The following is a 26,314-nucleotide window of genomic DNA, read 5'->3' on the forward strand; positions in this document are numbered from 1 at the left end:
TCTTGTGCTTTTGTGGGGGTTGTTTTTTTTTTTTTATACGCCCGCGGTCGCCCCCCCCACCGTCAGGCGCCGCGGCCCCCCGCGGCGGGGGGGGGGGGGGCCCCCCCGGGGCCGGGAGGGGGCACGATCACTCGGCGTCGAGCTGCGCACCGACCTCGTCGCTGATGTCGAAGTTGGCGAAGACGTTCTGCACGTCGTCGCTGTCCTCCAGGGCGTCGATCAGCTTCAGGATCTTGCGGGCGCCGTCGACGTCCAGCTCGACCTGCATGCTCGGCAGGAAGTTGGCCTCGGCCGAGTCGTAGTCGACGCCGGCGTCCACCAGGGCGGTGCGCACCGCGACCATCTTGGAGGCCTCGGAGACGATCTCGAACGAGTCGCCGAGGTCGTTGATCTCCTCGGGCTCCTGGTCCAGGACGACCTCGAAGAGCTTGTCCTCGTCCACGCCGTCCGCCTTGGGGACGATGACGACGCCCTTGCGGGTGAACAGGTAGGAGACCGAACCCGGGTCGGCCATCGAGCCGCCGTTGCGGGTCATCGCGACGCGCACGTCGGAGGCGGCGCGGTTGCGGTTGTCGGTGAGGCACTCGATGAGCACCGCGACGCCGTTCGGGCCGTAGCCCTCGTACATGATCGTCTGGTAGTCGGCCCCGCCGGCCTCCAGGCCGCCGCCGCGCTTGACGGCGCGGTTGATGTTGTCGATCGGGACCGAGCTCTTCTTCGCCTTCTGGATGGCGTCGTAGAGCGTCGGGTTGCCGGCCGGGTCGGGACCGCCGGTGCGCGCCGCCACCTCGATGTTCTTGATCATCTTGGCGAAGAGCTTGCCGCGCTTGGCGTCGATCACGGCCTTCTTGTGCTTGGTGGTAGCCCACTTAGAGTGGCCGGACATCGCCAGCTCCTTTACGTCGCCAAAGGGAAATGAACAGATGAGATCTTACCGGTGCGGCTGCCGCCCGACCGCACACGGTCACGCACACGCGGTCACGCGGCGGCGAGCCGCTCCTCGACCATGCGCACGAAGTAGGCGTGCACCCGGTGGTCGCCGGTGAGCTCCGGGTGGAACGAGGTCGCCAGCAGGTTGCCCTGGCGGACCGCCACGATCCGGCTGTCCGGGCCGTCGGCGGCCGGAAGCTCGGCCAGCACCTCGACGCCCGCGCCGACCGCCTCGACCCAGGGGGCGCGGATGAACACGCCGTGCACCGGCGCCTCGTCCAGGCCCCGGAAGGCGATGCCGGACTCGAAGGACTCGTTCTGGCGGCCGAAGGCGTTGCGGCGCACCGTCATGTCGATGCCGCCGACCGTCTCCTGGTCCTCGCGCCCGTCCAGGATCTTGTCCGCCAGCATGATCATGCCGGCGCAGGTCCCGTACACCGGCATGCCGGCGGCGACCCGCTCGCGCAGCGGGTCCATCACGCCGAACAGCAGCGCCAGCTTGGACATCGTGGTGGACTCCCCGCCGGGGATCACCAGCGCGTCGACCTCGGCCAGCTCCTCCGCGCGGCGGACCGGGCGGGCGACCGCGTCGGCCTCGGCCAGCGCGATCAGGTGCTCGCGGACGTCACCCTGAAGGGCGAGGACGCCGATGACTGGAGTGGACACTTCTCGTACCTCTTGACTCTCGAACGGACGACGCACGGCGGCCCGCCGCGTCGATGATCTCACCGCGCGGCGGGCCGTCCCAGCGCATTACCAGCCGCGGTTGGCGTACCGCTCGGTCTCCGGCAGGGTGTCGCAGTTGATGCCCACCATGGCCTCGCCCAGGTTGCGGGAGGCGTCGGCGATGATCTTCGGGTCGTCGAAGAAGGTGGTGGCCTTGACGATCGCGGCGGCCCGCTTGGCCGGGTCGCCCGACTTGAAGATGCCCGAGCCGACGAAGACGCCCTCGGCACCCAGCTGGCGCATCAGCGCGGCGTCGGCCGGGGTGGCCACGCCACCGGCGGAGAACAGCACGACCGGCAGCTTGCCGAGCTCGGCGACCTCCTTGACGAGCTCGTACGGGGCGCGCAGCTCCTTGGCGGCGGCGAACAGCTCGTTGTGGTCCAGGGCGCGCAGGTGGCCGATCTCGTTCTTGATCTGGCGCAGGTGGCGGACCGCCTCGACGACGTTGCCGGTGCCGGCCTCGCCCTTGGAGCGGATCATGGCCGCGCCCTCGGCGATGCGGCGCAGCGCCTCGCCCAGGTTGGTGGCGCCGCAGACGAAGGGGGTGGTGAAGGCCCACTTGTCCGAGTGGTTGACCTCGTCGGCCGGGGTCAGCACCTCGGACTCGTCGATGTAGTCGACGCCCAGCGACTGCAGGACCTGGGCCTCGACGAAGTGGCCGATGCGGGACTTGGCCATCACCGGGATCGAGACCGCGGCGATGATCTCCTCGATCATGTTCGGGTCCGACATGCGCGCCACGCCGCCGTCCTTGCGGATGTCGGCGGGAACCCGCTCCAGGGCCATGACGGCCACAGCGCCGGCGTCCTCGGCGATCTTCGCCTGCTCGGCGTTGACCACGTCCATGATCACACCGCCCTTGAGCTGCTCGGCCATGCCGCGCTTCACCCGGGCGGTGCCGATCTGCGGCTGGTCTGCGGTGATGGGGGTGGTGGACACGTGAGACCTCACTCGAAGATGAACCAGTGCTATCGCCCTATGGTAGGCGGACCGAACCGGCCCTCCATGCGCCACCAAGTCCATCGCGTCCGGCGCGATACGACAAAGAGGCCGTATCCGGGCCCAACCACCCCGGTGGGTGAGACGCGCGCCACGAAGCGGCTCCGCTAAGCGGGAGCGCCCTCGGGAGTGAGCGCCGACGGCGGCGCGTCGTCCATCTCGAAGGCCATCGGGAACGGCGCCTTGCCCGCCAGCCGGAAGTACCGCACCAGCCGGTGCTCGCGCACCGCCCGCGCCGCCCGCACCGCGTCGTTGTGGAACCGCCGCGCCATCGGCACCCGCCGCACCGCCGCCGTCAGGTCCCGCACCGCGTCCTCGCCGCCCGGCTCCGCCGCCAGCGCCGCCGCCTGCTCCGGCTCCGCGAACACCGCCCGCAGCGCCAGGCTCAGCTGGCTCTCGGCCACCTCGCGCTGCTCGTCCTCCGCCTGCCGCGCCGCGTGCGCCGCGTCCAGCAGCAGCAGCGACGTCGCCGGGTCCAGCAGCGAGGACGTCGCCAGCTCCATCGCCACCGACGCCCGGCGGACCAGCTGCGCGTCCAGCGCCGCACGGGCGGCGTCGATCCGGGCGTGCAGCCGGTCCAGCCTTCCGGCCGTCCAACTCAGGTACATGCCGAACAGCACCACGGCCACGCCGGCCCAGATCCAGGTAGTCACGGGGCGCTACGCTACCGGGTGCTCCCGGTTCATCCCTCGATCGCCGTGTTCCGGTAGGCGTCGCGGTCGATGTCGCGCACGTCCACGGCCAGGTGCAACCGCTCCCCCGGCACCGGCTTCACCCGCTCCGCGAGCAGCGCCAGCACCCCCTCGGTGAGCGCCGCCTTCACCTCCGGGCTGCGGCCCGGGTATATCTGGAACTGCACGAACACCTGCGCCTCGGCGCGCTCCCCGAAGGCCACCACGACCTCCGGGTCGGTCGGCCGGAAGATCGTCTTGCAGCCCTCGGGCTCGGCGGCGATGGTCTCCACCGTCAGCCGGTTGATCGCCAGGCCCAGCTCACGGCGGTCGAAGGAGCCGGCCAGGCTCGGGGAGTAGTCGACGGAGATCTGCGGCATCGGGGCCTCCAGGGAACACGGGAACGCTCGGACGGGAAAACGGTCCGACCCTAACCGCGCCCGCGCCCGCCCCGGGAGGGGCCCCGGGGGCTCAGTCCCGGGCCAGCCCGAACCGGCCCCGCCGCCCGCTGCGCTCGTCCTCCTCGACCACCGCGGCCTGCCCGGCCGTCACCGTCTCGTACACGGCCAGGATGTCCGCGCCCACCGTCGACCAGTCGAACCGCCGCACGTGCCGGGACGCCGCCTTCGACAGCTCCTCCAGCCGCGCCGGGTCCCCCAGCAGCCGCACCGCCGAACGCGCCAGCGCGTCCGCGTCCTCCACCGGGAACAGCTCCCCCGCCTCCCCGCCGTCCAGCACCTGCTTGAACGCGTCCAGGTCGCTCGCCAGCACCGGCGCCCCCGCCGACATCGCCTCGACCAGGATGATCCCGAAGCTCTCGCCCCCGGTGTTCGGCGCCACGTACAGGTCCACGCTGCGCAGCAGCCGGGCCTTGTCCGCGTCGCTCACCATGCCGAGGAACTCCACCTGCGCGCGGACCTCCGGCGCCAGCCCGGCGACCGCCTCCTCCTCGTCGCCCTTGCCCGCCACCAGCAGCCGCACCCCGGGCCGCTCCGCCAGGATCCGCGGCAGCGCCGCCAGCAGCGTCGGCAGCCCCTTGCGCGGCTCGTTGATCCGGCCGACGAAGCCGATCGTCCCCGGCCGGCCCTCGGCCGCCCCGCCCGTCCAGCGCTCGTCCCGCTCCGCCCCCGCGAAGAAGCCCACGTCCACGCCGTTCGGGATCACCACCGCGTCCCCGCCCAGGTGCTCCACCAGGGTGCGCCGCGCGTACTCGCTCACCGCGATCCGCGCCCGCATCTTCTCCAGGCCCGGCTGCAGGATCGAGTAGGCCGCGATCATCGCCCGCGAGCGCGGGTTCGAGGTGTGGAAGGTCCCCACCATCGGCCCCGTCGCCGACCACGCCGCCAGCATCGACAGGCTCGGCGCGGCCGGCTCGTGCACGTGCAGGATGTCGAACCGGCCCTCGTGCAGCCACCGCCGCACCCGGGCCGCGGACAGGATCCCGAAGCTCAGCCGCGCCACCGAGCCGTTGTACGGCACCGCCACCGCCCGCCCCGCCGGCACCACGTACGGCGGCAGCGCCTCGTCGTCCTCGCCCGGCGTCAGCACCGACACCTCGTGGCCCAGGCCGATCAGGTGCTCGGCGAGGTCCCGGATGTGGAACTGCACGCCGCCGGGGACGTCCCAGTCGTAGGGGCAGACGATGCCGATCTTCACGGGTCTCCTCGAAATCCTGCGGGCAGTGCGAGCGGTGCGGACGGGGCCGCTGCGGTACGGACGGCGGTGCGGACCGCGGTCCGCCGGGGGTCAGGCCCCCGACGCCTCGGCCGCCGGCTCCCCGGCCGACTCCGCCGCCGGGCGGACGGCGGGCTCCCGGACGGCCGGACGGGCGGTGCCGCCGTCCCGGACGGCCCCTGCCTCCACCGTCTCACGGACCGGGAGGTCGGCCAGCCAGAAGCGCTGCAGCATGTGCCAGTCCTCCGGGTGCTCCCGGATCGCCGCCTCCCACACGTCGGCCATCGCCTGCGTCATCGCCCGGGTCTTCTCCGCCCGGTCGCCCTCCGCCGGCACCGCCACCTCCGGGTGCACCCGCCCCCGCATGGTCCGCCCCTCGTACCAGAGCGACACCGGCAGCAGCGCCGCCCCGGTCCGCTGGCACAGCGCCGCCGGACCGGCCGGCATCCGCGTCGCCTCACCGAAGAACGACACCTCGATGCCCGCCTCCGAGAGGTCCCGGTCCCCCACCAGGCAGACCAGCTTCCCCGCCCGCAGCCGCCGCGCCAGCGTGCCGACCACGCTCACCGAGCCGCCGGTCAGCGCCAGCACCTCCATGCCCAGGCTCTCCCGGAACGCCACGAACCGGTCGAACAGCCGCTCCGGCTTCAACCGCTCCGCCACCGTCGTGAACGGGAACCCGCGGGTCGCCACCCAGGCGCCCGCCAGATCCCAGTTGCCCATGTGCGGCAGCGCGACCACCACGCCGCGCCCGGCCTCCAGCGCCTCCCGCACGTGCTCGAAGCCGTCCACCCGCACGTCCCGCAGCACCCGCCCGCGGCCCCACACCGGCAGCCGGAACGACTCCTGCCAGTACCGCATGTACGAGCGCATCCCGGCCCGCGACAGCTCCCGCAGCCGGGCCTCGTCCGCGTCCGGGCACACCCGCAGCAGGTTCGCCTCCAGTTGCAGCACCCGCTTGCCGCGCCGCCGCCACGCCGAATCCGCCAGCCGGTCGAACAGGCCCCGCGCCGCCGGCTCGGGAAGGTGCTTCAGCACCCCCCAGCCCGCCGCGTAGGCCCCGTACACCAGCCGGTCCATCAGTCGGTCCCTCACCGCGGAACCGCCCCCTCTCAGCTCCCGGCCGCCATGCGGTCCGCCTCGAACGCCTCACGGCGCACCGTCAGCATCCGCTGGAACACCGTCACCAGACTGCCGACCGCCACCAGCCACAGCGCCACCGGCAGCAGCCACTCCACGTACGGCACCCCGAACTTGTGCAGACCCGCCACACCGGCCGCCACCAGGCTGATCACCAGCCGCTCGGCCCGCTCCACCAGCCCGGACACGTCGCACGGCAGCCCCTGGCTCTCCGCCCGCGCCTTGGTGTACGACACCACGAGCCCGCTCGCCAGGCAGAACACCGCCACCGCGCACAGCAGGTTGTTGTCACCCTTGCCCGCGTACCACATGGCCAGGCCGCCGAAGACCGCCGCGTCCGCGACCCGGTCCAGCGTCGAGTCCAGGAACGCCCCCCACTTCGTGGACCGCCCCAGCTGCCGCGCCATGTTCCCGTCCACCAGGTCCGAGAAGATGAACAGCGTGATCGTGATGGTCCCCCAGAAGAACTCCCCACGCGGGAAGAACACCAGCGCACCCGCCACCGAACCGGCCGTACCGACCAGCGTCACGGTGTCCGGACTCACACCCAGACGGATGAGGAACGCGGCGAACGGGGTCAGGACACGTGTGAAGAAGGCACGCGCGTATTTGTTGAGCATGGCCTTCCCGACCGCTCCGATCTCCCTGGTACCCGCCTGCGGCCAGAGTGCGGCAGACGACCGGGTGGATCAGCCCACCCGGCGAACCCATGGTAGCCACGCCGACCGACCGACCCCGCCCACACACCACCGCCGCATGCCGCTCGCGCGCCCCTCGCCCCCCTCGCACCTAGACTTTCACCGACAGCCTCGGCGCGACGGGAGGAGACCCCGATGCCCGACCGCAGCACCGCCAGAGTCGGCCAGGCCCCCGCCGTCGCCGGACCGGGCGACCTGCGCAACGTCGTCCTCATCGGCTGCGCCGGCGTGGGCAAGACCACCCTCGCCGAATCCCTCGCGTACGCCGCCGGCGCCATCGGCCGCCCCGGCCGGGTCACCGACGGCACCACCGTCTCCGACCACGAGCCCATCGAGCACCAGCAGCAGCGCTCCGTGCAGCTCTCCGTGCTCCCCCTCGAATGGCGCGGCACCAAGATCAACCTGATCGACCCGCCCGGCCACCCCGACTTCGCCGCCGACCTGCGCGCCGCCCTGCACGCCGCCGACGCCGCCGTCTTCGTCGTCTCCGCCACCGATCCCGTCACCGCCCCCACCCGCGCCCTGTGGCGCGAGTGCGCCGCCGAGAACATCCCCCGCGCCATCGCCGTCGCCAAACTCGACATCGCCCGCGGCAGCCTCGACGACATCCTCACCGCCTGCCACGACGCCTTCGGCCTCGGCCCCGACACCCTCCGGCCGCTCTTCCTCCCCGTCCACCACGACGGCCGCCCCGACGGCAGCGTCGACCTCCTCACCGGCCACACCTACGGCCGGGCCGAGCCCCTGCCCGACACCGCCCCCGCCCGCGAGAGCCTCGTCGAAGCCATCTCCGGCCAGGACGACACCCTCATGGAGCAGTACCTCACCGGCGAGACCCCCGACACCGACTCCCTCGAAGCCGGCATGCGCCGCGAGGTCCTCGCCTGCACCCTCCACCCCGCCGTCCCCACCAGCGAACACGGCCTCGGCGCCACCGAACTCCTCGACCTCATCACCACCACCTTCCCCACCCCCGCCGAACGCACCCGCCCCGCCCCCGCCTGCGACCCCGACGCGCCCCTCGCCGCCCAGGTGGTCCGCGTCACCGGCGACGCCTACGTCGGCCGCATCAGCCTGCTGCGCGTCTACGCCGGCACCCTGCGCCCCGACACCCGCATCCGCCTCACCGGCCCCGGCCACCCCGCCGACCAGGACGGCGAGGAACGCGTCACCGGCCTCACCAGCCCCTTCGGCAAACTCCAGCGACCCGTCCCGCACGCCGTCGCCGGCGACCTCGTCTGCGCCGCCAAACTCACCACCGCCCGCTCCGGCGACACCGTCCAGGAGCCCGGCCACCCCGCCGAACTCGACACCTGGACCCTCCCCGAACCCCTGCTGCCCGTCGCCGTCGAGGCCCACAGCAAGGCCGACGACGACAAGCTCTCCCAGGCCCTCTCCCGGCTCGCCGCCGAGGACCCCGCGCTCCGCCTCGAACAGAACCCCGACACCCACCAGCTCGTCCTCTGGTGCACCGGCGAGGCCCACGCCGAGGCCGTCCTCGACCGGCTCCGCAACCGCCACGGCGTCCACGTCGACACCGTCGACCACAAGGTCGCCCTGCGCGAGACCTTCGGCACCGCCGCCGCCGGCCACGGCCGCCTCGTCAAACAGTCCGGCGGCCACGGCCAGTACGCCATCTGTGAGCTGGAGGTCGAACCCCTCCCCGCCGGCTCCGGCTTCGAGTTCCAGGAGCACGTCGTCGGCGGCGCCGTCCCCAAGCACTTCATCCCCTCCGTCGAGAAGGGCGTCCGCGCCCAACTCGCCAAGGGCGTCGCCACCGGCCACCCGCTCGTCGACATCCGGGTCACCCTCACCGACGGCAAGGCGCACTCCGTCGACTCCTCCGACTCCGCCTTCCAGAACGCCGCCGCCCTCGCCCTGCGCGACGCCGCCGAACACGCCGTCATCCGGCTCCTCGAACCCGTCGCCGCCGTCAGCGTCCTGCTCCCCGACGACTACCTCGGCGCCGTCCTCGGCGACCTCTCCGCCCGCCGCGGCCGCGTCCTCGGCACCGAGACCGGCGGCCCCGGCCTCACCCTGCTGCGCGCCGAGGTCCCCGAACTCGAACTCGCCCGCTACCCCGTCGACCTGCGCTCCCTCACGCACGGCACCGCCGAGTTCACCCGCGCCCACCTGCGCCACGAACCCATGCCCGCCCCCCTCGCCGCCCGCTTCACCGACGACTAGGCCCTCGCCGACGGCCGGGCCCTCACCGCCGCGGCAGCGCGCAGGCCGGCGTCCCGCCCGGCATCCGGTGCCGGTTCGCCGCCACCCACCGGTACACCAGCCCCGCCACCGGCCGCACCGGCGCCAGCGCCAGCACCCCGCCCAGGTACGCCCACACCCCGCCCGAGCGCATCAGCAACCGCGCCACGGCCTGCGCCCCGCCGTACACCCGGCCCGCCGGCGTCACCCAGAGCACCTCGCGCTCCGCGCGCTCCCAGGACACCTCCCCGCGCCCCCCGGCCACCGCGTCCAGCCCCGCCAGGTCCGCGAACTGGAACGGCACCGCCTCCCAGCCCCCCGACGCCAGCGTCTGGCGCGGATAGCGCTCCGCCCAGGTCGCGCACGTCGTGCAGAACCCGCAGTCCCCGTCGAACACCAGCACCGGATCCGTCAGCCCACCGCTCTCCATGCCGCCATCGTGCACCATCCCGCCCACCGGCCCGCGCCCAGGTGCGTCGAACAGCCGAAACGTGGGCATCATGCCCCACAGGTCCACCGTGGCCCGTTCGTGACGGCACTTCAGACGATCATGCCCGCGCCGGCGCCCCGGCACGGTAACCTGCCGCAGGACATTAGGGGAGGAGGGGACGCCACCGTGACCACACTCGACATGACCCCGGGTGCGCAGATACCCCGGACCGACGCCGGCCCGCAGACCGCCGGCACCCAGGCGATCTCCTCGGTGGCGTACCGCGACACCGCGCTGAACGACGGCGCCGCCAAGCTCGCCGGGACCACCGCCAAGAAGGGCCGCTTCGCCCTCTTCCAGCCCAACCTGGGCGAGGCCTGGAGCAAGGCGCTCATCTCCCGCACCCTCGGCGGCGACCGCAAGCCCCTGGTGCCCTCCTTCGGCATCGAAACCCGCCAGATCGTGGAGCACTGCCTCGCCGCCGAGGAGATCCGCAACACCCGCGACCGGCAGCTGTCCACCATCTCCGTCGTCACCGGCCTGCTCTGCCTGCCCGGCGCCCTGGTCTGGCTCGGCGCCTTCCAGCTGCGCGCCTGGCTCAGGCGCGACAACCCCAAGAACGCCGGCGTCTACGGAGCGATCGTCCTCGTCCTCGCCGCCGCGCTCGCCGTGCTGCTCGCGATCAAGCCCCCGGCCGGCGGCGTCCTCGGCCTCTACCTGCGCGTGGTCATGCTCGCCCCGGTCATCGGCTGGTACCTCGCGCGCCGCATCGTCGAACGCACCGCCGTCGACCTGCGCGCCCGCTGGCTGTCCCTGGCGGAGGGCAACGCCGTCGCCGCGACCGTCCCGATGGCGGTCCCCCGCGACGACCTCGACAAGAAGGCCGCCGACCTGCGCGCCAAGCTCGGCCGGCTGGAGGCCGAGCAGGAGACCAACGTCCAGCACTACGCCGGCCCCAAGGGCATCCTGGGCGCCGGCCGCCGCTGGGGCGAGTGGAAGCTCATCGACACCCTCCGCCCCGCCGAGGGCCAGATCGACTTCCGCCAGTTCCACCCCTGGGACCTCGTCCGCAAGATCGCCGGCCACCTCAAGGCCCTCGGCATCAGCGAGGTCGCCAACAGCGGCATGCCCAACGTCCAGGTCAAGCAGTGGGTCGTCTACGAGGTCGGCGAGAGCGCCGACGAGATCAGCCGCCCCGGCAACGCCGACATGGACGGCGACCACATGCGCGACTTCGCCGTCCAGGCCATCGCCGACAAGCAGACCTTCGGCGGCGGCCCCCGCCACTACCTCGCCACCCAGTTCATCACCCACGACGGCAAGCTCGTCCTGACCTTCACCGTCACCGTCGTGCTGCTCGCCAACACCCTCAACGTCACCGTCGCCGGCTACGCCCTCGGCCCCATCGACGGCTTCTTCGGCGACAAGCCCAAGGACAAGGAGAAGTCCGTCGCCAAGACCTTCCGCTTCTGGGAGAACCGCACGGTCAAGCTCCCCCTGATCGACAACGACGAGGTCGTCCGGCAGGCCGTCCGCGCCCCCTTCTACCGGATGCCCGGCCTGCTCTCCTGGCTCGGCGGCGGCCTCGGCCTGCCCGAGCCCTTCGGCTTCCGGCACACCTGGGCCGGCCAGCCCTGGGGCACCCGCACCATGGCCGACAACGCGCTCAACGCCTCCCACCCGGTGCTCGGCGCCGTCCACACCGCCACCCTGGAGTTCCTCGCCGAACACGACCTCGACACCGAGCGCGCCTTCAAGGGCCGCGCGGCCGGCCTCAAGGCCGAGGCCCAGGGCGGCCGCCCGTTCAAGGTCGACCGGTACGACGCCTGACCGGACACAACGGGGAGGGCCCCCGCCGACCCGATGGTCGGCGGGGGCCCTCCCCGTTGTGCGCCTCAGCCCTGCGGCCAGGCCTCGGCCAGCATCTTCCGGGTGTCCGCCAGCAGCTGCGGCAGCACCTTGGTGTGGCCGACCACCGGCATGAAGTTGGTGTCCCCGCCCCAGCGCGGCACCACGTGCTGGTGCAGGTGGGCCGCGATGCCGGCACCGGCCGCCGCGCCCTGGTTCATGCCGATGTTGAAGCCGTGCGCGCCCGAGGCCGCGCGCAGCGCCGTCATCGCCTTCTTGGTGAACACCGCCAGCTCGGCCGTCTCCGCCTCGTCCAGCTCGGTGTAGTCCGCCGCGTGCCGGAACGGGACCACCATGAGGTGCCCGCCGTTGTACGGGTACAGGTTGAGCACCGCGTACACGGAGTCGCCGCGCGCGACGACCAGCCCCTCCTCGTCGCTCAGCGACGGGATCGAGCAGAACGGGCAGCCGTCGTCCGGAGCCGGGCCGGTGGGCTTGTTCTCGCCCTGGATGTAGGCCATCCGATGGGGGGTCCACAGGCGGCGGAAGCCGTCCGGCTCCCCGACGCCCTGCTGCAGTTCCGGCTCAGTCGTCATGCTGATCAGCATATTCGCCCGACCGTGCTTGCAAAGCCGCGCGGGGCGGACTCCTCAAGGAGCCCGCCCCGCGCGCGCGGACGACCGACGGCGTCAGACCTGGATCCGGCGCTCCACGGCGTCCACGATCTCCTGGACGGCCTCGGCCACCGGCACGCCGTTCTTCTGCTCGCCGTTGCGGTAGCGGAAGGAGACCGCGCCCGCCTCGACGTCGTCGTTGCCGGCGATCAGCATGAACGGGACCTTGGTCTTCTGGGCGTTCCTGATCTTCTTCTGCATCCGGTCGTCCGAGGTGTCCACCTCGACCCGGATCCCGCGCTTCTTCAGCTCGGCCGCGACCTCCAGCAGGTACGGCACGTGCTCGTCGGTGATCGGGATGCCGGTCACGGTGACCGGGGCCAGCCACGGCGGCATCGCGCCGGCGTAGTGCTCCAGCAGCACCGCGAAGAACCGCTCGATGCTGCCGAACAGCGCCCGGTGGATCATGACCGGCCGCTGGCGCGAGCCGTCCGCCGCCGTGTACTCAAGATCGAAGCGCTCGGGCAGGTTGAAGTCGAGCTGGATGGTCGACATCTGCCAGGTACGCCCGATGGCGTCCCGCGCCTGCACCGAGATCTTCGGACCGTAGAAGGCCGCGCCGCCCGGGTCCGGGACCAGCGGCAGGCCCTGCTTCTCGGCCACGGCCGCCAGAACGGCGGTGGCCTCCTCCCAGGTCTCGTCGTCACCGACGAACTTCTCCTCGTCCTTGGTGGACAGCTCCAGGTAGAAGTCGGTCAGACCGTAGTCGCGCAGCAGGTTGAGCACGAAGGTGAGGGTCGAGTCGAGCTCGTCCGCCATCTGCTCGCGGGTGCAGTAGATGTGCGCGTCGTCCTGGGTGAAGCCGCGGGCGCGGGTCAGGCCGTGCACCACGCCGGACTTCTCGTACCGGTACACCGTGCCGAACTCGAACAGGCGCAGCGGCAGCTCACGGTACGAGCGGCCGCGCGCGTCGAAGATCAGGTTGTGCATCGGGCAGTTCATCGGCTTGAGGTAGTAGTCCACGCCCTCGTCGAGCTGCATGGGCGGGTACATGCCGTCCGCGTACCAGTCCAGGTGGCCGCTCTTCTCGAAGAGCTTCCCCTTGGTGGCGTGCGGGGTGTAGACGAACTCGTAGCCCTCCTCCTCGTGCCGGCGGCGCGAGTAGTCCTCCATGGCACGGCGGATGATGCCGCCCTTGGGGTGGAAGACGGCGAGGCCGGAGCCGATCTCCTCGGGGATGGAGAAGAGGTCGAGCTCGTTGCCGAGCTTGCGGTGGTCGCGCTTGGCGGCCTCCTCCAGGAACTCCAGGTGCGCCTTGAGCTCGTCCTTGCTCGGCCAGGCGGTGCCGTAGAGGCGCTGGAGCATGGGGTTCTTCTCGCTGCCGCGCCAGTAGGCGGCGGCCGAGCGCATGATCTTGAACGCCGGGATCATCCGGGTCGACGGCAGGTGCGGGCCGCGGCAGAGGTCGCCCCAGCACAGCTCGCCGCTCTTGGCGTCCAGGTTGTCGTAGATGGTGAGCTCGCCCGCGCCGACCTCGACGTCGGCGCCCTCGCCGGCGGTGGCGGCGGAGCCCTTGAGGCCGATCAGCTCCAGCTTGTACGGCTCGCCGGCCAGCTCCTCGCGGGCGGCCTCGTCGGTGACCACCCGGCGGGAGAACTTCTGCCCGCGCTTGATGATCTCCTGCATCTTCTTCTCGATGGCCTTGAGGTCATCGGGGTGGAACGGCTTCTCGACGTCGAAGTCGTAGTAGAAGCCGTCCTTGACCGGCGGGCCGATGCCGAGCTTGGCCTCCGGGAAGAGCTGCTGCACGGCCTGGGCCATGACGTGCGCGGTGGAGTGGCGCAGGATGTCGAGGCCGTCCTGGCTGCCGATCACGACCGGCTCGACCTCGTCGCCGTCCTGGAGGACGTGGGCGAGGTCCTTGAGCTGGCCGCCGACGCGGGCGGCGATGATCGAGCGGTCGTCGGCGAAGAGCTCGGCGGCCGTAGTGCCCGTGGTCACCACGCGCTCTTCCCGATCGGGTTCGCGGTTGATGATTACCCGGACGTCCGTCACCGGTCTCTCCTGACGTGCTGGATTCAGAGGACGCAGCACAACGCTGCGCCTGACGATGGTACCGAGAGCGGTGACCCCACCGTCACCTCCGTACCCTTCCTACTCCCCCCGCCCCTCCCCCAGGGTCTTGAGCAGCCGCTCCCGCTCGGCCTCCTCCAGTCCGCACGGTTCCGGGCCGGTGGGCCGGACGAGTCGGCGGAAGCCGCCGCGCCGTTCCAGCCGGCCGCTGATCCGCACGGGGGTGCCGGCCAGGTGGGCCTCGACGGCGGTCCGGTAGGCGGGGTCGGGCAGCCGGACCTTGACCTCGTCGACCTCGGCTCCGCCGAGCACCCGCAGCCGTACGCTGCCCGGACCGGCGGGGTCGGCGCGCTTGAGGCGGACGACCAGGCCGACGAGGGTGACGGCGACGGCGGGCTCGATGCGCTCCAGCAGGTCGGCGGCCTCGCCGAGGGCGGGCAGGTCGCCGGGCGAGAACTCGACGGCGATCCGGCGGTCGCCGAAGCCGCCCGGGGTGCCGGCGGCGGCGGACCAGGCGACGGTGAACCGGCCCGCGGTGGCGCCGCGCACCAGCTCCTGGACGGATTCGACCAGTTCGCGGCTGACGCCGGACTGGACGGCGTTCTCGAAGGCCTCGCCGCCGCCGCTGACCCGCCGGTAGTCGACGGCGTCGCGCAGCGCCTCCAGCGCGCGGACCAGGGTGGTGACCGCGGCCCGGCCCTCGGGGGCGGGCGTGTAGGCGGTCAGACCGGAGCCGCCGGTGACGACCAGGACGCGGTCGAGGAAGTCGCCGGCCCAGGTGTCAAGGCGGGCGCCGAAGTAGGCGGCGCGGGTGCGGCCGGCCTTGGCGCCGGCGGCGAGCATGGCGCGGGCGGCGTGCCGGAGCCGTTCGGTGTCGTCCCAGGGCGCGGCGCCGGGGGCGGTGGTCCCGTGGGGTGCGGCGAGGTCGCGGTGCCACTGCAGCTCGTCGCCGGGGACGGCCAGGGCGAGCAGGATGGCGCGGGCGGAAGGGCTGGCGGAGCGGGCCAGCGCGGTAACGGCGTCGGTGAGCAGGTCGACGGCGTCGTCGAAGCCGTCGCCGGCGGGGACGAGCAGGCTGACACCGGGGTCGGTGCCCTCGGGGGGCGTCCAGCGGCCGTAGCGGGCGGAGGGCCCGCCGCGCCGGACCCAGCCGTGCCGGGCGAGCAGGGTGGCGAGCACCGCGGGGTCGACGGCGGCCGGATCGGGCAGCGGCCCGGTCTGCGGCGGTTCGCCGAGCGTGGGACGCATCGGCCCGTGGGGCAGTGTCATGGGGCGGCTCCTCCCGGCCGGGGCCGGGCCGTCACGGGCTGCCGCCCGCACCGACCCGGGCCATGATGTCGCACAGGGCGCGGTCGTCGAAGACCTTCGCGGTGGGGACGCGGACGTTGGTGCGGCGCTGTCCGGTGACGGGGTGGCCGGCCAGGTTGACCCAGTAGCAGCAGTGTCGCAGTTCGAGGGCGTCGGGGCGGGCGGCGAGCCAGCGGTCGACGCGGCGGGGCAGCAGCATGACGACGAGGATCCGGGGCACGGCGACCCGGGGGCGGGCGAGCTTGCGCAGGTGGTCGTTGTCGAGGGTGAAGGAGAAGAACGCGCCGCGCGGGTCGGGGGCGATCTGCTGGGTGGCCTTCAGCTGGATCTTGACGGTGACCTCGTCGTCGACCTCGTGGCTGCGCGAGCCGTGGCTGACCTGCCAGTCGATGCCGTTGTCGGGGAACGGCTGGGAGAGCGAGCAGCCGGCCGCGGCCACGACCGCGTGCAGGTAGCCGACCTGCAGGGTCTCCATGCAGGCGGTCACCGCCAGGTCGCCCCGCAGGACGTCCGCCGCCTCCTCGGGCTGCGGCTGCGTCAGCGCCATGACCGTTCGTCCTCCCCCGTCCCCCGGGCCCGTCCGGATTCGAACAGGGCGCCCGTGGGCAGGGTGCCCGGCCGGTGCGGCGCCAAACGGTTGAGGGGGCGTCAGGGGCGGGTATCACCGTGGCGGGAACGCGCTGTTTTCGAGGGGCAGTCATGCAGCAGCACTGGTTCACCGGCCCGCTCGCCTCCTTCGACACCGAGACCACCGGCGTGGACGTCGAGACCGATCGCATCGTCTCGGCCGCCCTGGTCGTCCAATCCGCCCCGGGCACGGCCCCGGTGGCCACCGGCTGGCTCGCCGACCCCGGCGTGCCGATACCCGACGGCGCCCGCGCGGTGCACGGGATCAGCGACGAGACGGTGCGGGCGCACGGGCGGCCGCCCGCGGTGGTGGTGGCGGAGGTCGCCGCCGCGCTCGCCGAGCAGGCGCGGGCCGGACGTCCGCTGGTGGTGATGAACGCGCCGTACGACCTGACGCTGCTGGACCGGGAGCTGCGCCGGCACCGGGGGGTGTCGCTGGCCGAGGCGATCGGTCCGGCGGCGCTGCTGGTGCTGGATCCGCGGGTTCTGGACAAGTACGTGGACCGCTACCGCCGGGGCCGGCGGACGCTGACCGACCTGTGCGCGCACTACGGGGTGGAGCTGACCGGGGCGCACGACGCGGGGGCGGACGCGACGGCCGCGCTGGAGGTGGTGCGGACGATCGGCGCGCGGTACCCGGGGGCGCTGGGCGGGCTGACGGCGGCGGAGCTGCACCTGCGGCAGGCGGTCTGGCACGCGGCGCAGGCGCGCGGGCTGCAGGCGTGGTTCGACCGGTCGGGGGCGGACGAGCGGGTGGACCTGTCGTGGCCGCTGCGACCGGCCCGGTGCGGCTGCGGCCGCCGGCTGTCGCCGGAGCACGAGTGCGAGGTGGCGGCGTAGCCGGCCGGGCCCGGGAACGCCGCAGGCCCTGACCGGTCTTCCGATCAGGGCCTGCGTGCTGTCCGGTGGGCGATACTGGGATCGAACCAGTGACCCCTTCGGTGTGAACGAAGTGCTCTCCCGCTGAGCTAATCGCCCGGGCAACGAGAAGAACTCTAGCACCATTCGGGCGGTGTCGTACAACTCGTTCGGGGAGTGCCGCCCGACGCATCCGCAGAACTCCTGCGCGACGCGGAAGGTGACTGAGCCTCAGCACATTCCCGGCACCGTTCGGCGGATTGCGGAAATACATGTGAGGCCCAGCCGATAATCGGCTGGGCCTCACATATCACAATGCATTCCGGTGGGCGATACTGGGATCGAACCAGTGACCCCTTCGGTGTGAACGAAGTGCTCTCCCGCTGAGCTAATCGCCCGGGTGCAGGGAAAACATTACCGCATCCCGGGGGGTGGTCCGAACACGCCGCCTCCCCCGGACGGCCCCGCCCGCGCGAGGCGGCGGGCGGGGCGGGCGGCTCAGTCCTCGTGGATCTTCCAGGGCATGACCAGCCCGTACTTCCAGAGGTACCAGCCGCCGAGCGCGGCGATCAGCGTCAGGCCGATCACGGTGAGCGTCAGGTTGCGGCGCCGGACCCGCGGGTCCAGGGCCTTCTGCGCGGCCTCGGCCACCTTGCGGCGGGTCCAGCGCAGGGCCAGCTGGGCCCAGACGAACTCGGTCGCCCAGATGCCCATGCCGAGGAAGATGACCACCCAGCCGGGGCCGGGCAGCGGGAGCATGATCACTCCGAGCACCACCACGGCGAGGCCGACCAGGAAGACGGCCACCTGCCAGCTCAGGTGCAGCGGGCGGGAGCGGCGGATGAACCGCGGGGCGCGCGAGCCGAGCGGCTTGCCGCCCTCGGCACCGCCCTCCGGTCCCCCCTCGTCGCCCGCACCCGTCGGCACCCCCGTGTCGTCCGGCACGATCCCGTCCCCCGTTCCGGTGTTCCCGCCCGCGTCCCCGCGTGCCTCGTCGCTTCGCACAGTCATGCCAGGAAACTAACCGAGAAGGGGTCCGGTAATCGCCCGGCGGGCACTCTGTGGCGATTCCGCAATGCGCCGTAAGGGGTACGACTCGCGCCCGAATCGGGACAGAGGGGTTTACATCGGTCGTGGAGGTGGGATGGTCCGTTCGCCGACGTGCGATTCCCCGAGCGCACACTGAGCGAAAGGCCATGGCGCTTATGAACACCACGGTCAGCTGCGAGCTGCACCTGCGCCTCATCGTGTCCAGCGAGTCCTCACTGCCCGTCCCCGCGGGCCTTCGCTACGACACCGCCGACCCCTATGCCGTGCACGCCACCTTCCACACCGGCGCCGACGAGACCGTGGAGTGGGTGTTCGCCCGAGATCTCCTTGCGGAGGGGCTGCACCGACCCACCGGTACGGGCGACGTCCGGGTGTGGCCCTCGCGCAGTCACGGGCAAGGGGTGGTCTGCATCGCCCTGAGCTCTCCGGAAGGAGAAGCCCTGCTGGAGGCCCCGGCCCGGGCGCTTGAGTCGTTCCTCAAGCGGACGGACGCCGCCGTGCCCCCCGGCACCGAACACCGTCACTTCGACCTCGACCGGGAGCTGTCCCACATCCTCGCCGAAAGCTGACCCCGACCGGTGGCGGTCACACCCCGCTGTCGGCGGGGTCGTAGCCCCTGCCGTCAACCGCAGCCGTCCTACTCGGGGGCACGGCAGCACGATCAGCCGCGCACGACGCGGTCTCGGGGCCGGTGACGAAACGGTTCTCTCCCCAGCGGAGCGGGCCGCCAGCACCGAAGGCGCCCGGCACCGGAGCCGGCCATCCCGCGGATGGCCGGCCTCGCTGCCGGGCGCGGCCGTTTTCCGCAGGAACGTCCGCACATCCTGGCGGAATCCGTACGCGTCTTCGACACAAGCCGCCGCCGCACGCCGCACGGCCCCGGTAAGGTCTGGGAATGACCCGTAGTCGCGGGGTGCCCACGGCCCCCTCCGCGCGAGGAGCCTCCAGTTGCTGATCACCCATGACACCGAGTGCGCGCTGAGCATCCTCGTCGAGCTGCTCAACACCGCACCCGAGGTGTGCGGCACCGAGCTGCTGCCCGACGTGGCCGCGCTGGACGCGTTCGTGGGCCGGCAGGAGATCAGCGAGGTCGACTCGCTGACCGACGACGACCTGCGGCGGGTGCACGAGCTGCGCTCGCGGCTGCGCGAGGTCTTCGGCACGGAGTCCACCGAGGAGGCCGCCGAGCTGGTCAACGCGGTGGTCGCGGCGGCCGGCACGACCCCCCGGCTGACCAACCACGACCACCACGGGTGGCACATCCACTACTTCGCGCCGCACGCCGCCCTGGGCGACCACCTGGCCGCCGAACTCGGCATGGCGCTGGCGTTCATCCTCACCGCGGGCGAGCGCGAACGGCTGCGCCGCTGCGAGGCGCCGGACTGCGCGCGGGTCTTCGTGGACCTCTCGCGCAACCGCTCGCGCCGCTACTGCGACAGCCGGACCTGCGGGAACCGGCTGCACGTGGCCGCCTACCGGGCCCGCCAGCGCTCGGCGGACACGGTCGCGTCGGCCTGAGCGGCCCCCGGGCGGCCCCCGGCGGCCGGGGCGCCGTTCTCAGATCCCGCGGCGGCGCAGGATCTCCTCGATGTCGTCGAACTCGCCGCCGAGGCCGTCGTCGCCCTTGCCCCGTCCGGTGGCCCTGGCCTTCTCGGCGCGCTTCGGCGCCGGCTGGGCGGCCGGGCCGGCGGCGGGAGCCACGGCCGGACGGACCGGGGCGGGCCCGGCGGCGGGCGCGGCGTCCTCGCGTCCCTCGGTCACGGCGCCGCGCCGGCCCACCCAGCGGGTGGTGACGAGCAGCCCCGCCGAGATCGCCAGCAGCACGATGCCGGTCCAGACCCGGGGGTCGAAGACCAGCTTGACCGCCCAGTCGGCGATCTCGTCGCCGATCGTCCGGGCCACCGGGAACAGGCCGGTCAGGTAGAGGCCCGCGGGCAGCAGCGCGACGGCGAACCAGCGGGTCGCGGAGAGGAAGCGCCGGCGGTAGGCGCGCAGGCCCGCCACGGCCACGCCGGCCGCCGTCAGCGTGAACGCGACCGCCGCCGTCAGCACGGCCGCCTCCTCGCGGTCCGCGATCCGGCCCTCGTTCCGGCCGTCGGACCGCCATTCGGACTGTCAGTCGGACTGATCATCTCGTCGGACCTCCCATGGTTCCGGTCTGGCGAACTGGCCGGACCCGGTCGCCGAAACGGCACAGGTCCCACTGATGGAACACTGGGGGCATGATCGAAGGTTCCCTCCCCCGTCTCGAGTTCTGGTGCGAGCTCCAGTGCCCGGACTGCCGCACCGCCCTGGCCGACGTCCGCACGCTGCGCGCCCGCTACGGCGACGCGCTGCCGATCGAGCTGCGGCACTTCCCGCTGGAGAAGCACAAGCACGCCTACGCCGCCGCCGAGGCCGCCGAGGAGGCGTTCGCCCAGGGCCTCGGCTGGCCGTTCGTCGAGGCGCTGCTGGAGCGGGTCGAGGAGCTGGAGGCGCGCGGCACCGAGGTGCTGCTGGCGGTGGCCCGCGAGGTCGGGGTGGACGCCGAGGAGGTGGACACCGCGCTGGTGGACGGGCGGCACATGCTGACCGTCGACGCCGACCAGGCCGAGGGCCGGGCGATCGGGGTGACCGGCACGCCGACGTACGTGATCGCCGGGCAGCGCCTCGACGGCGGGAAGAGCCAGGACGGCCTGCTGGAGCGCGTCGTCGCCGCCGTCGAGGCCGCGAAGGCGTCCTGATTTGCGGCGGTTCGCCGGCCCGCCGTCACAGCAGTGACTTCCCGTACACCCGGTTGGTGACCCGGTAGCCGAGCGACTCGTAGAGGCGGATCGCGACCTCGTTGCCGCTGAAGACGTTCAGCCCGAGGTCGCGGACGCCCGCCGACAGGCAGACCCGCTCGGCGAGGCGCATCAGCGTCCGGCCGTGGCCGCGGCCCCGGTGCGCGTCGGCCACCTCGACCACCATCACCCAGGCCAGCGGGGCGCCGTCGGGCAGGTCGCGCAGCCGCAGTGCCAGCCAGAGCGAGCCCAGCGGCTCCTCCCCCGCCCCGTACAGGCGGCGCAGCGCGACGCCCGCGGTGTCCGCGCCCTGCGGCAGGAGTCTCGCGTGGTCGGCGTCGGACTTGGCGCGGGCCTCCTCCTCGCCGAGGCCGGAGGAGCGCAGGTCGTGCAGGTATCCGGCCTTGGCCTCGGCCAGCCAGGCCGGGAACTCGGCGGCGCCGATCGGGCGGGCGGCGGCGCCGATCGGCAGGGCGGGCGGGGTGTCCAGCCGTTTGACCATGTTCCGCATCCGCTCGGTGTAGCCGAGGGTGACCGCGAGCGAGCGGGCGATCTGCGCGGCCTCGGGGATGTCGGCGTCCACCCGGGTGCAGCCCCAGCCGCGCAGCACCTCCTCCGCGGCCAGCGCGCCGATCGTCCCGCGCCCCCGGCCGCGGCCGCTGTTGACCTCCAACTCTGCTATCTCTCCCCAGAGTTGGCTGCCACGTGGGACGGCGGTGGTGCGCAGGCCGCCGACCGGGCGGCCGTTGACGCAGATCTGCCAGCGCCGGGTGCGGCCGCCGACGGGGGTGGGGGTCTCCGGGCTCTCGGGGCGCAGCGTGGTGGTCATGTCGGGGTCCCTTCCCCGCCGTCCGGCTCTTCTACCGGTCCGGACGCCGCCGGGCCCGCCGGGGGTTCCCTCGGCGGGCCCGGCGGGCGGGTGCTCAGGGGTCGAGGTCGTCGCCGCTGCGCTGGGCGAAGGCGGCCATGGCCTTGGCGGTGACCGGGCCGGGGCCGGGCAGTTCGCGGTCGTCGACGCGGGTGACGGCCTGGACGTCGCGCAGGGAGGAGGTCAGGAAGATCTCCTCGGCCTCCTGGAGGGCGTCCAGCGGAAGGTCGGCCTCCTCGGCGCCGCACCAGTCGACGACGAGCTGCCGGGTGATGCCGGCCAGGCAGCCGGAGGCGAGCGGCGGGGTGAGCAGGCGGCCGCCGAGGACGACGAAGACGTTGGAGCCGGTGCCCTCGCAGAGCCGGCCGGCGGTGTTGGCGAGCAGGGCCTCGGAGGCGTGCGCGCGGTGGGCGGCGGCGAGGGCGACGACGTTCTCGGCGTAGGAGGTGGTCTTGAGGCCGGCGACGGCGCTGTGCTCGTTGCGGCGCCAGGGGACGACCGTGACGGCGGTGGTGTCGGGGCGGCGGGTGGCGGTGCCGAGGGAGGCGACCAGGGTGGGGCCGGTGTCGCCGCGCTCGGAGCCGAGCGGCGCGGTGCCGCCGGTGTAGGTGAGGCGCAGGCGGCCGAGCGGCATCGGGTTGGCGGCGAGGACGGCGGCGCAGGCCTCGCGGACCAGGTCGTGGTCGGGGTCGGGCAGGCCGAGGCCGCGGGCGGAGCGGGTGAGCCGCTCCAGGTGGCGGGTGACGGCGAAGGCCTTGCCGTCGAGGGCCTTCATGGTCTCGAAGACGCCGTCGCCGGTGGTGAGTCCGTGGTCCAGGACGGACAGGGCCGGGTCGGCGGAGTCGACGAGGGTGCCGTTGACCCAGCTGGTGGTCGGGTGCTGCATCGCGGGGTGCTCCTCGCGGGACGGGCGCGGGCCGGCCGGCTGCGGGTGGCGGCGCCGGGTCCGGTCCGTGTCGGGGTTCAGTCGGAGTCGGGACGGATGTCGGTGCCCGACGCTATCGCGACCAGACGGGCGGCCTTCAGTTCGGTTTCCGCCCATTCGCGGTCGGGGTCGGAGCCCCAGGTGATGCCGGCGCCGGTGCCGAAGCGCAGCTCGGGCGCCGCGGGGTCGGTCCGGTCGATCCAGAAGGTGCGGATACCCACGGCGAGTTCGGCCTCGCCGCGGTCGGCGTCGACCCAGCCGACGGCGCCGCAGTAGGGGCCGCGCGGGGCGGTCTCCAGGGCTTCGATGATCCGCAGGGCGCTGGACTTGGGGGCGCCGGTGACGGATCCGGGCGGGAAGGTGGCGGCGAACAGCTCGGGCCAGCCGGCGTCCGGGCGCAGGGTGCCCTCGACGGTGGAGACCAGGTGGACCAGGCCGGGGTGCTTCTCGACCGCGCACAGGTCGGGCACGGTGACGCTGCCGGTGGCGCAGACCCGGCCGAGGTCGTTGCGGACCAGGTCGACGATCATCACGTTCTCGGCGTGGTCCTTGTCGAGCAGGTCGTGCTCGGTGCGGCCGGTGCCCTTGATCGGGCCGGAGGAGACGGTGCGGCCGGTGCGGCGCAGGTAGAGCTCGGGCGAGGCGGTGGCGATCTCCACGCCGTGCCCGGGCAGCCGGATCGTTCCCGCGTAGGGGGCCGGGTTGCCGTGGGCGAGCAGGCCGGTGAGGGCGTCGACGTCGGAGCGGGCGGGGTCGGGCAGCGGCGCGGAGAGCACCCGGCAGAGGTTGGCCTGGTAGACCTCGCCGGCCGCGATGTGCTCGCGGACGCGGCGCACGCCCGCGGTGTAGGCGGCGCGGTCGAGCGAGCTGCGCCAGGCGCCGGCGGACGGGCCGCGCCAGCCGGCGCCGGAGGGCGGGGCGGGGGCGGGGCGGACGTCGTCGAAGCGGGCGCAGGTGAGGCGGCCCTCGAAGTCGTGGGCGACGGCCCACCAGCCGGCGGAGTCCAGGGCTGCGGGGTCGGAGGTGACGTCGCGCAGTCCGGTCGCTAGGCGGCCGCCGAAGCGGGCGAGGGGGTGCTGGGGGGCGGGGTGGCCGGACACGGTTCTCCTGCACGGGGCTTTGCTCGGGTTGCGGTGCCTGAAGTGTAGGTCGGGGGGCGCGAGCAGAGCCGGGCGTCACGCGGGCGTACGCCGGGTGACCTGCGGGTGTCACCCACGGTGTCGATCGCCCCCCGCGGCACCCGTTCGGGCCGGTCCGCGCGGGGGCGGACGGCGGGCGTCCGCCGGGCATGCTGCGGGAACGGATTTTTAGCTGGCCCGGGAATCCGCTAGAGTTCAACACGTCGCCAGGGAGCGCAGCCGGGAAAACCGGTGAAGATCCCGGGAGACAGGCGGACGTGGCTCAGTTGGTAGAGCATCACCTTGCCAAGGTGAGGGTCGCGAGTTCGAATCTCGTCGTCCGCTCGATGAAGGACAGTGTAAGATCGTCCTTCAGTGTTGCCTGGTGGAGTGGCCGAGAGGCGAGGCAACGGCCTGCAAAGCCGTCTACACGGGTTCAAATCCCGTCTCCACCTCCAAGAGGCTCACCCGGCTCCGCCGGGTGGCCTCCCCGCGCGATTAGCTCAGCGGGAGAGCACTACCTTGACACGGTAGGGGTCACTGGTTCAATCCCAGTATCGCGCACCATGCCCGGCCCTGCCGGACACCTGCCCCGCGCGATTAGCTCAGCGGGAGAGCACCACCTTGACACGGTGGGGGTCACTGGTTCAATCCCAGTATCGCGCACGTCGGATCTTCGGTGATCTTCGGATCCCGGGGTTCGTTGCGGTCGCACCGCATCCGCGCGATTAGCTCAGCGGGAGAGCACTACCTTGACACGGTAGGGGTCACTGGTTCAATCCCAGTATCGCGCACGTCGGGCCCTCCGGGGCCTGCTGCAGGAACGCCTTACCAGGCGCGATTAGCTCAGCGGGAGAGCACTACCTTGACACGGTAGGGGTCACTGGTTCAATCCCAGTATCGCGCACAGTGACGGCCGGGGCCGCGACTCGTAACGGGTCGCGGCCCCGGCCGTTTCGGCGTTCCGCGGTGCTCGGTGGTGTTCCCCGGTGCTCCGGGGTGTTCCGTGGGGGGTGCGGCAGAAGAGCCGCGTACGGTCGCCCTCACCGACGTCCGTACGCGGCGTCTCCGCCTGCCGGGGCGCTCTGCGCGCCGCTCTCGCCCGTCCGCGTGTCATCGCGGGCGCGGCCTCCCCGGCGGCACTGGCTCCCCGTCCCCAGGGGATCAGTGCCTGCTTCGGTGGGCACCCGGGGTGCCCGTCCCGTCAGTGGCCGATCAGCTCGGCCACCGCCTGGGCCTGGTTCGCCATCTGCTCCCAGCCGCCGAACAGAACGGCCAGCAGCACCGCGCAGGGCAGTGCCATGGCCACCGCCACCGCCGGGTGCCTGGTGGGCTCCGCGGCGCCGCGCTGGGTGAAGGCCGGCCGACGGCGGCGGGAGGTGGATCCCATGGGCTGCGGTGCCATGCCCTTGACTCCTCTTGCTGAACTCGGCCGGTGGATGGACGGTGGTGCACGTGGACGCGGTGGACGGCTTACCTCGGGGGACGAGCTCCCCGTCCACCGCTGAGAACAACGGTATGGCGGGAGGGGGTTGGCGGGCGTCATGCCGTCGTACTGTTCTCCGGGCCTCCCGGAGGATGACGATCCGACCTGGGGAGTACTACCGCAGGGGGAGACGTCCGCGACCCGGTCCCAGGGGGAACCCTGAGAGGGGACCCCGAGAAACGATTCGGCGGCGCACGATCCGGAAGACAGTCCAAGATCCGACAATCGGACGGTGGCTTCAGGTGTTGCGTATCAGCACACCGCAGCGGGCAGTCCGTAAGCTGTGCCAGACAGGAACTGACGACGCCCCATCCGACGGGGCCTCACCCACAGTCTGACGGGGAAACGAGAATGGCGATGATGCGGCTGAGGCGTGAGGACCCCCGCATCGTCGGGCCGTACCGCCTGCACCGGCGGCTGGGAGCCGGTGGCATGGGCGTGGTCTACCTCGGGTCCGACCGCCGGGGGCAGCGCGTCGCGCTCAAGCTGATCCGGTCCGAGCTGGCCGAGGACGTCGAGTTCCGCACCCGCTTCGCCCGCGAGATCGCCGCCGCCTCCCGGATCCGCGGCGGCTGCACCGCCCGCGTCATGGGCTCCGACATCGAGGCCGACCGGCCCTGGCTGGCCACCGCGTACGTCCCAGGGCCGTCGCTGTACAAGCGGGTCGGCGACGAGGGGCCGCTCGGCTGGCCCGAGGTCGCCCGGATCGGGGCCGCGCTCGCCGACGGGCTCGTCAAGGTGCACGAGGCCGGCGTCGTCCACCGCGACCTCAAGCCGTCCAACATCCTGCTGTCGCCGCGCGGGCCGCGGATCATCGACTTCGGCATCGCCTGGTCGCGCGGCGCCAGCACGCTCACCCACGTCGGCACCGCCGTCGGCTCGCCCGGCTTCCTCGCCCCCGAGCAGGTCCGCGGGGCCGCCGTCACGCCCGCGACCGACGTCTTCGCCTTCGGCGCGACCCTCGCGTACGCGCTCACCGGTGACACCCCGTTCGGCTCCGGGGCCTCCTCCGAGGTCATGCTCTACCGGGTCGTCCACGAGGAGCCCGACCTGGCCGCGGTGCCGCCGCAGCTGGCGCCGCTGATCCGGGCCTGCCTGGCCAAGGAGCCGGCCGAGCGGCCCGGCGCGGCCGCGCTGCACGAGCGGCTGAGCGAGCTGGCCGTGCGCGGCGCGGCGGCCGGTCCGGGTCCCGTGCCGGGCGGCGCGACGGGCCAGGGCTCCGGCGGGCCGTTCGGCCGGGCCCGCGGGGCCGCGCGCGGCCAGCAGGCGGCGGCCGGGGCGGCCGGCGGCGCGGGCACGGGCTG

At 73.1% G+C, this 26,314-nt stretch carries 26 protein-coding genes and 8 tRNA genes; 13 read left to right on the top strand and 21 right to left on the bottom strand.

The genetic code is table 11. The features are described 5' to 3' along the window. Positions 1–127: 127 nt before the first annotated feature. From ACFC0B_RS33290 to pgsA, 8 genes are all read right to left on the bottom strand, one after another. Complete coding sequence (locus ACFC0B_RS33290; RefSeq protein ID WP_049651428.1) at positions 128–886, bottom strand: YebC/PmpR family DNA-binding transcriptional regulator; 759 nt, start codon at positions 884–886, stop codon at positions 128–130. Between the two features lie 92 nt (positions 887–978). Then, positions 979–1,596, bottom strand: coding sequence for a pyridoxal 5'-phosphate synthase glutaminase subunit PdxT (gene pdxT / locus ACFC0B_RS33295; RefSeq protein ID WP_376094476.1), 618 nt, complete (start codon positions 1,594–1,596; stop codon positions 979–981). An 87-nt stretch (positions 1,597–1,683) separates the two neighbouring features. Further along, a complete protein-coding gene (gene pdxS / locus ACFC0B_RS33300; RefSeq protein ID WP_376094479.1) occupies positions 1,684–2,595 on the bottom strand; it encodes a pyridoxal 5'-phosphate synthase lyase subunit PdxS in 912 nt (303 codons plus the stop codon). A 167-nt stretch (positions 2,596–2,762) separates the two neighbouring features. Beyond that, complete coding sequence (locus ACFC0B_RS33305) at positions 2,763–3,308, bottom strand: hypothetical protein (RefSeq protein WP_376094482.1); 546 nt, start codon at positions 3,306–3,308, stop codon at positions 2,763–2,765. A gap of 29 nt (positions 3,309–3,337) precedes the next feature. Further along, entirely contained in the window at positions 3,338–3,706 is a 369-nt protein-coding gene (locus tag ACFC0B_RS33310; RefSeq protein ID WP_376094485.1) for a 5-carboxymethyl-2-hydroxymuconate Delta-isomerase, read from the bottom strand. A 91-nt stretch (positions 3,707–3,797) separates the two neighbouring features. Next, positions 3,798–4,982 (bottom strand): glycosyltransferase family 4 protein, encoded by a 1,185-nt coding sequence (locus tag ACFC0B_RS33315; protein ID WP_376094487.1) that lies wholly within the window; start codon positions 4,980–4,982, stop codon positions 3,798–3,800. Positions 4,983–5,072: 90 nt separating this feature from the next. After that, entirely contained in the window at positions 5,073–6,080 is a 1,008-nt protein-coding gene (locus ACFC0B_RS33320) for a phosphatidylinositol mannoside acyltransferase (RefSeq protein WP_376094490.1), read from the bottom strand. 32 nt (positions 6,081–6,112) lie between these two features. Beyond that, positions 6,113–6,760 carry a phosphatidylinositol phosphate synthase gene (pgsA, locus tag ACFC0B_RS33325; RefSeq protein WP_376094493.1) on the bottom strand — a complete coding sequence of 216 codons (648 nt, stop codon included), beginning with the start codon at positions 6,758–6,760 and terminating at the stop codon, positions 6,113–6,115. 213 nt (positions 6,761–6,973) lie between these two features. On the opposite strand from pgsA, the gene ACFC0B_RS33330 reads away from it, so the two are divergent. After that, positions 6,974–9,025: an elongation factor G-like protein EF-G2 gene (locus ACFC0B_RS33330; RefSeq protein WP_376094496.1), complete on the top strand. Its 2,052-nt coding sequence runs from the start codon at positions 6,974–6,976 to the stop codon at positions 9,023–9,025. 22 nt (positions 9,026–9,047) lie between these two features. On the opposite strand, the gene ACFC0B_RS33335 is transcribed toward ACFC0B_RS33330, so the two are convergent. After that, the gene (locus tag ACFC0B_RS33335) at positions 9,048–9,473 is read right to left on the bottom strand and encodes a thiol-disulfide oxidoreductase DCC family protein (protein ID WP_376094499.1); all 426 of its coding nucleotides are present in this window, start codon (positions 9,471–9,473) and stop codon (positions 9,048–9,050) included. Between the two features lie 186 nt (positions 9,474–9,659). Between ACFC0B_RS33335 and ACFC0B_RS33340 the strand changes: the two genes are divergently transcribed. Continuing rightward, a complete protein-coding gene (locus tag ACFC0B_RS33340; protein WP_376094502.1) occupies positions 9,660–11,303 on the top strand; it encodes a hypothetical protein in 1,644 nt (547 codons plus the stop codon). 65 nt (positions 11,304–11,368) lie between these two features. On the opposite strand, the gene ACFC0B_RS33345 is transcribed toward ACFC0B_RS33340, so the two are convergent. The 4 genes from ACFC0B_RS33345 to ACFC0B_RS33360 all read right to left on the bottom strand — a co-directional run bounded on the left by ACFC0B_RS33345 (position 11,369) and on the right by ACFC0B_RS33360 (position 15,863). Beyond that, positions 11,369–11,929 (bottom strand): HIT domain-containing protein, encoded by a 561-nt coding sequence (locus tag ACFC0B_RS33345; protein ID WP_376094505.1) that lies wholly within the window; start codon positions 11,927–11,929, stop codon positions 11,369–11,371. Positions 11,930–12,010: 81 nt separating this feature from the next. After that, entirely contained in the window at positions 12,011–13,990 is a 1,980-nt protein-coding gene (gene thrS / locus ACFC0B_RS33350; RefSeq protein ID WP_376094508.1) for a threonine--tRNA ligase, read from the bottom strand. Positions 13,991–14,089: 99 nt separating this feature from the next. Further along, positions 14,090–15,277, bottom strand: a complete 1,188-nt coding sequence (locus ACFC0B_RS33355) for a hypothetical protein (protein ID WP_376094511.1) — start codon at positions 15,275–15,277, stop codon at positions 14,090–14,092. A 31-nt stretch (positions 15,278–15,308) separates the two neighbouring features. After that, complete coding sequence (locus ACFC0B_RS33360; protein WP_350570330.1) at positions 15,309–15,863, bottom strand: DUF4365 domain-containing protein; 555 nt, start codon at positions 15,861–15,863, stop codon at positions 15,309–15,311. A gap of 152 nt (positions 15,864–16,015) precedes the next feature. On the opposite strand from ACFC0B_RS33360, the gene ACFC0B_RS33365 reads away from it, so the two are divergent. Beyond that, entirely contained in the window at positions 16,016–16,783 is a 768-nt protein-coding gene (locus ACFC0B_RS33365; protein WP_376094514.1) for a 3'-5' exonuclease, read from the top strand. Positions 16,784–16,849: 66 nt separating this feature from the next. On the opposite strand, the gene ACFC0B_RS33370 is transcribed toward ACFC0B_RS33365, so the two are convergent. The 3 genes from ACFC0B_RS33370 to ACFC0B_RS33380 all read right to left on the bottom strand — a co-directional run bounded on the left by ACFC0B_RS33370 (position 16,850) and on the right by ACFC0B_RS33380 (position 17,812). After that, positions 16,850–16,921 (bottom strand) — tRNA-Val (locus ACFC0B_RS33370). Positions 16,922–17,127: 206 nt separating this feature from the next. Next, positions 17,128–17,199 (bottom strand) — tRNA-Val (locus tag ACFC0B_RS33375). A 100-nt stretch (positions 17,200–17,299) separates the two neighbouring features. Then, on the bottom strand, positions 17,300–17,812 hold the full coding sequence (locus tag ACFC0B_RS33380) for a TIGR02611 family protein (protein WP_376094517.1): 513 nt from the start codon (positions 17,810–17,812) through the stop codon (positions 17,300–17,302). A gap of 194 nt (positions 17,813–18,006) precedes the next feature. Between ACFC0B_RS33380 and ACFC0B_RS33385 the strand changes: the two genes are divergently transcribed. Both ACFC0B_RS33385 and ACFC0B_RS33390 read left to right on the top strand, forming a co-directional pair. Continuing rightward, on the top strand, positions 18,007–18,420 hold the full coding sequence (locus ACFC0B_RS33385) for an SsgA family sporulation/cell division regulator (RefSeq protein ID WP_030056266.1): 414 nt from the start codon (positions 18,007–18,009) through the stop codon (positions 18,418–18,420). Between the two features lie 379 nt (positions 18,421–18,799). After that, on the top strand, positions 18,800–19,369 hold the full coding sequence (locus ACFC0B_RS33390; protein WP_376094520.1) for a CGNR zinc finger domain-containing protein: 570 nt from the start codon (positions 18,800–18,802) through the stop codon (positions 19,367–19,369). A 39-nt stretch (positions 19,370–19,408) separates the two neighbouring features. Here ACFC0B_RS33390 and ACFC0B_RS33395 read toward each other — a convergent pair whose 3' ends face one another. Next, positions 19,409–19,903 (bottom strand): hypothetical protein, encoded by a 495-nt coding sequence (locus tag ACFC0B_RS33395; RefSeq protein ID WP_376094523.1) that lies wholly within the window; start codon positions 19,901–19,903, stop codon positions 19,409–19,411. A gap of 170 nt (positions 19,904–20,073) precedes the next feature. Here ACFC0B_RS33395 and ACFC0B_RS33400 point away from each other — a divergent pair, with 170 nt between their 5' ends. Continuing rightward, positions 20,074–20,574: a DsbA family protein gene (locus ACFC0B_RS33400; RefSeq protein WP_376094526.1), complete on the top strand. Its 501-nt coding sequence runs from the start codon at positions 20,074–20,076 to the stop codon at positions 20,572–20,574. Positions 20,575–20,599: 25 nt separating this feature from the next. On the opposite strand, the gene ACFC0B_RS33405 is transcribed toward ACFC0B_RS33400, so the two are convergent. From ACFC0B_RS33405 to ACFC0B_RS33415, 3 genes are all read right to left on the bottom strand, one after another. Next, positions 20,600–21,442, bottom strand: a complete 843-nt coding sequence (locus ACFC0B_RS33405; protein WP_376094529.1) for a GNAT family N-acetyltransferase — start codon at positions 21,440–21,442, stop codon at positions 20,600–20,602. A gap of 94 nt (positions 21,443–21,536) precedes the next feature. After that, positions 21,537–22,367: an aminotransferase class IV gene (locus tag ACFC0B_RS33410; protein WP_376094532.1), complete on the bottom strand. Its 831-nt coding sequence runs from the start codon at positions 22,365–22,367 to the stop codon at positions 21,537–21,539. Between the two features lie 77 nt (positions 22,368–22,444). After that, a complete protein-coding gene (locus ACFC0B_RS33415; protein WP_376094535.1) occupies positions 22,445–23,506 on the bottom strand; it encodes a chorismate-binding protein in 1,062 nt (353 codons plus the stop codon). Positions 23,507–23,796: 290 nt separating this feature from the next. Here ACFC0B_RS33415 and ACFC0B_RS33420 point away from each other — a divergent pair. The 6 genes from ACFC0B_RS33420 to ACFC0B_RS33445 all read left to right on the top strand — a co-directional run bounded on the left by ACFC0B_RS33420 (position 23,797) and on the right by ACFC0B_RS33445 (position 24,431). Next, positions 23,797–23,869 (top strand) — tRNA-Gly (locus tag ACFC0B_RS33420). Between the two features lie 39 nt (positions 23,870–23,908). Beyond that, positions 23,909–23,982 (top strand) — tRNA-Cys (locus tag ACFC0B_RS33425). 34 nt (positions 23,983–24,016) lie between these two features. Further along, positions 24,017–24,091: transfer RNA gene (locus tag ACFC0B_RS33430), tRNA-Val, on the top strand. A 27-nt stretch (positions 24,092–24,118) separates the two neighbouring features. Continuing rightward, a tRNA-Val gene (locus ACFC0B_RS33435) sits at positions 24,119–24,190 on the top strand. A gap of 56 nt (positions 24,191–24,246) precedes the next feature. Then, positions 24,247–24,318, top strand: a tRNA-Val gene (locus ACFC0B_RS33440). Positions 24,319–24,359: 41 nt separating this feature from the next. Further along, positions 24,360–24,431, top strand: a tRNA-Val gene (locus ACFC0B_RS33445). Positions 24,432–24,728: 297 nt separating this feature from the next. Here the strand turns inward: ACFC0B_RS33445 and ACFC0B_RS33450 are convergent. Next, the gene (locus tag ACFC0B_RS33450; RefSeq protein WP_376094538.1) at positions 24,729–24,929 is read right to left on the bottom strand and encodes a hypothetical protein; all 201 of its coding nucleotides are present in this window, start codon (positions 24,927–24,929) and stop codon (positions 24,729–24,731) included. Positions 24,930–25,361: 432 nt separating this feature from the next. Between ACFC0B_RS33450 and ACFC0B_RS33455 the strand changes: the two genes are divergently transcribed. Beyond that, the coding region (locus ACFC0B_RS33455; protein ID WP_376094541.1) for a serine/threonine-protein kinase at positions 25,362–26,314 on the top strand (953 nt) is incomplete at its 3' end.

This window comes from Kitasatospora sp. NPDC056184, from assembly GCF_042268405.1.
Taxonomy (GTDB): Bacteria; Actinomycetota; Actinomycetes; order Streptomycetales; family Streptomycetaceae; genus Kitasatospora.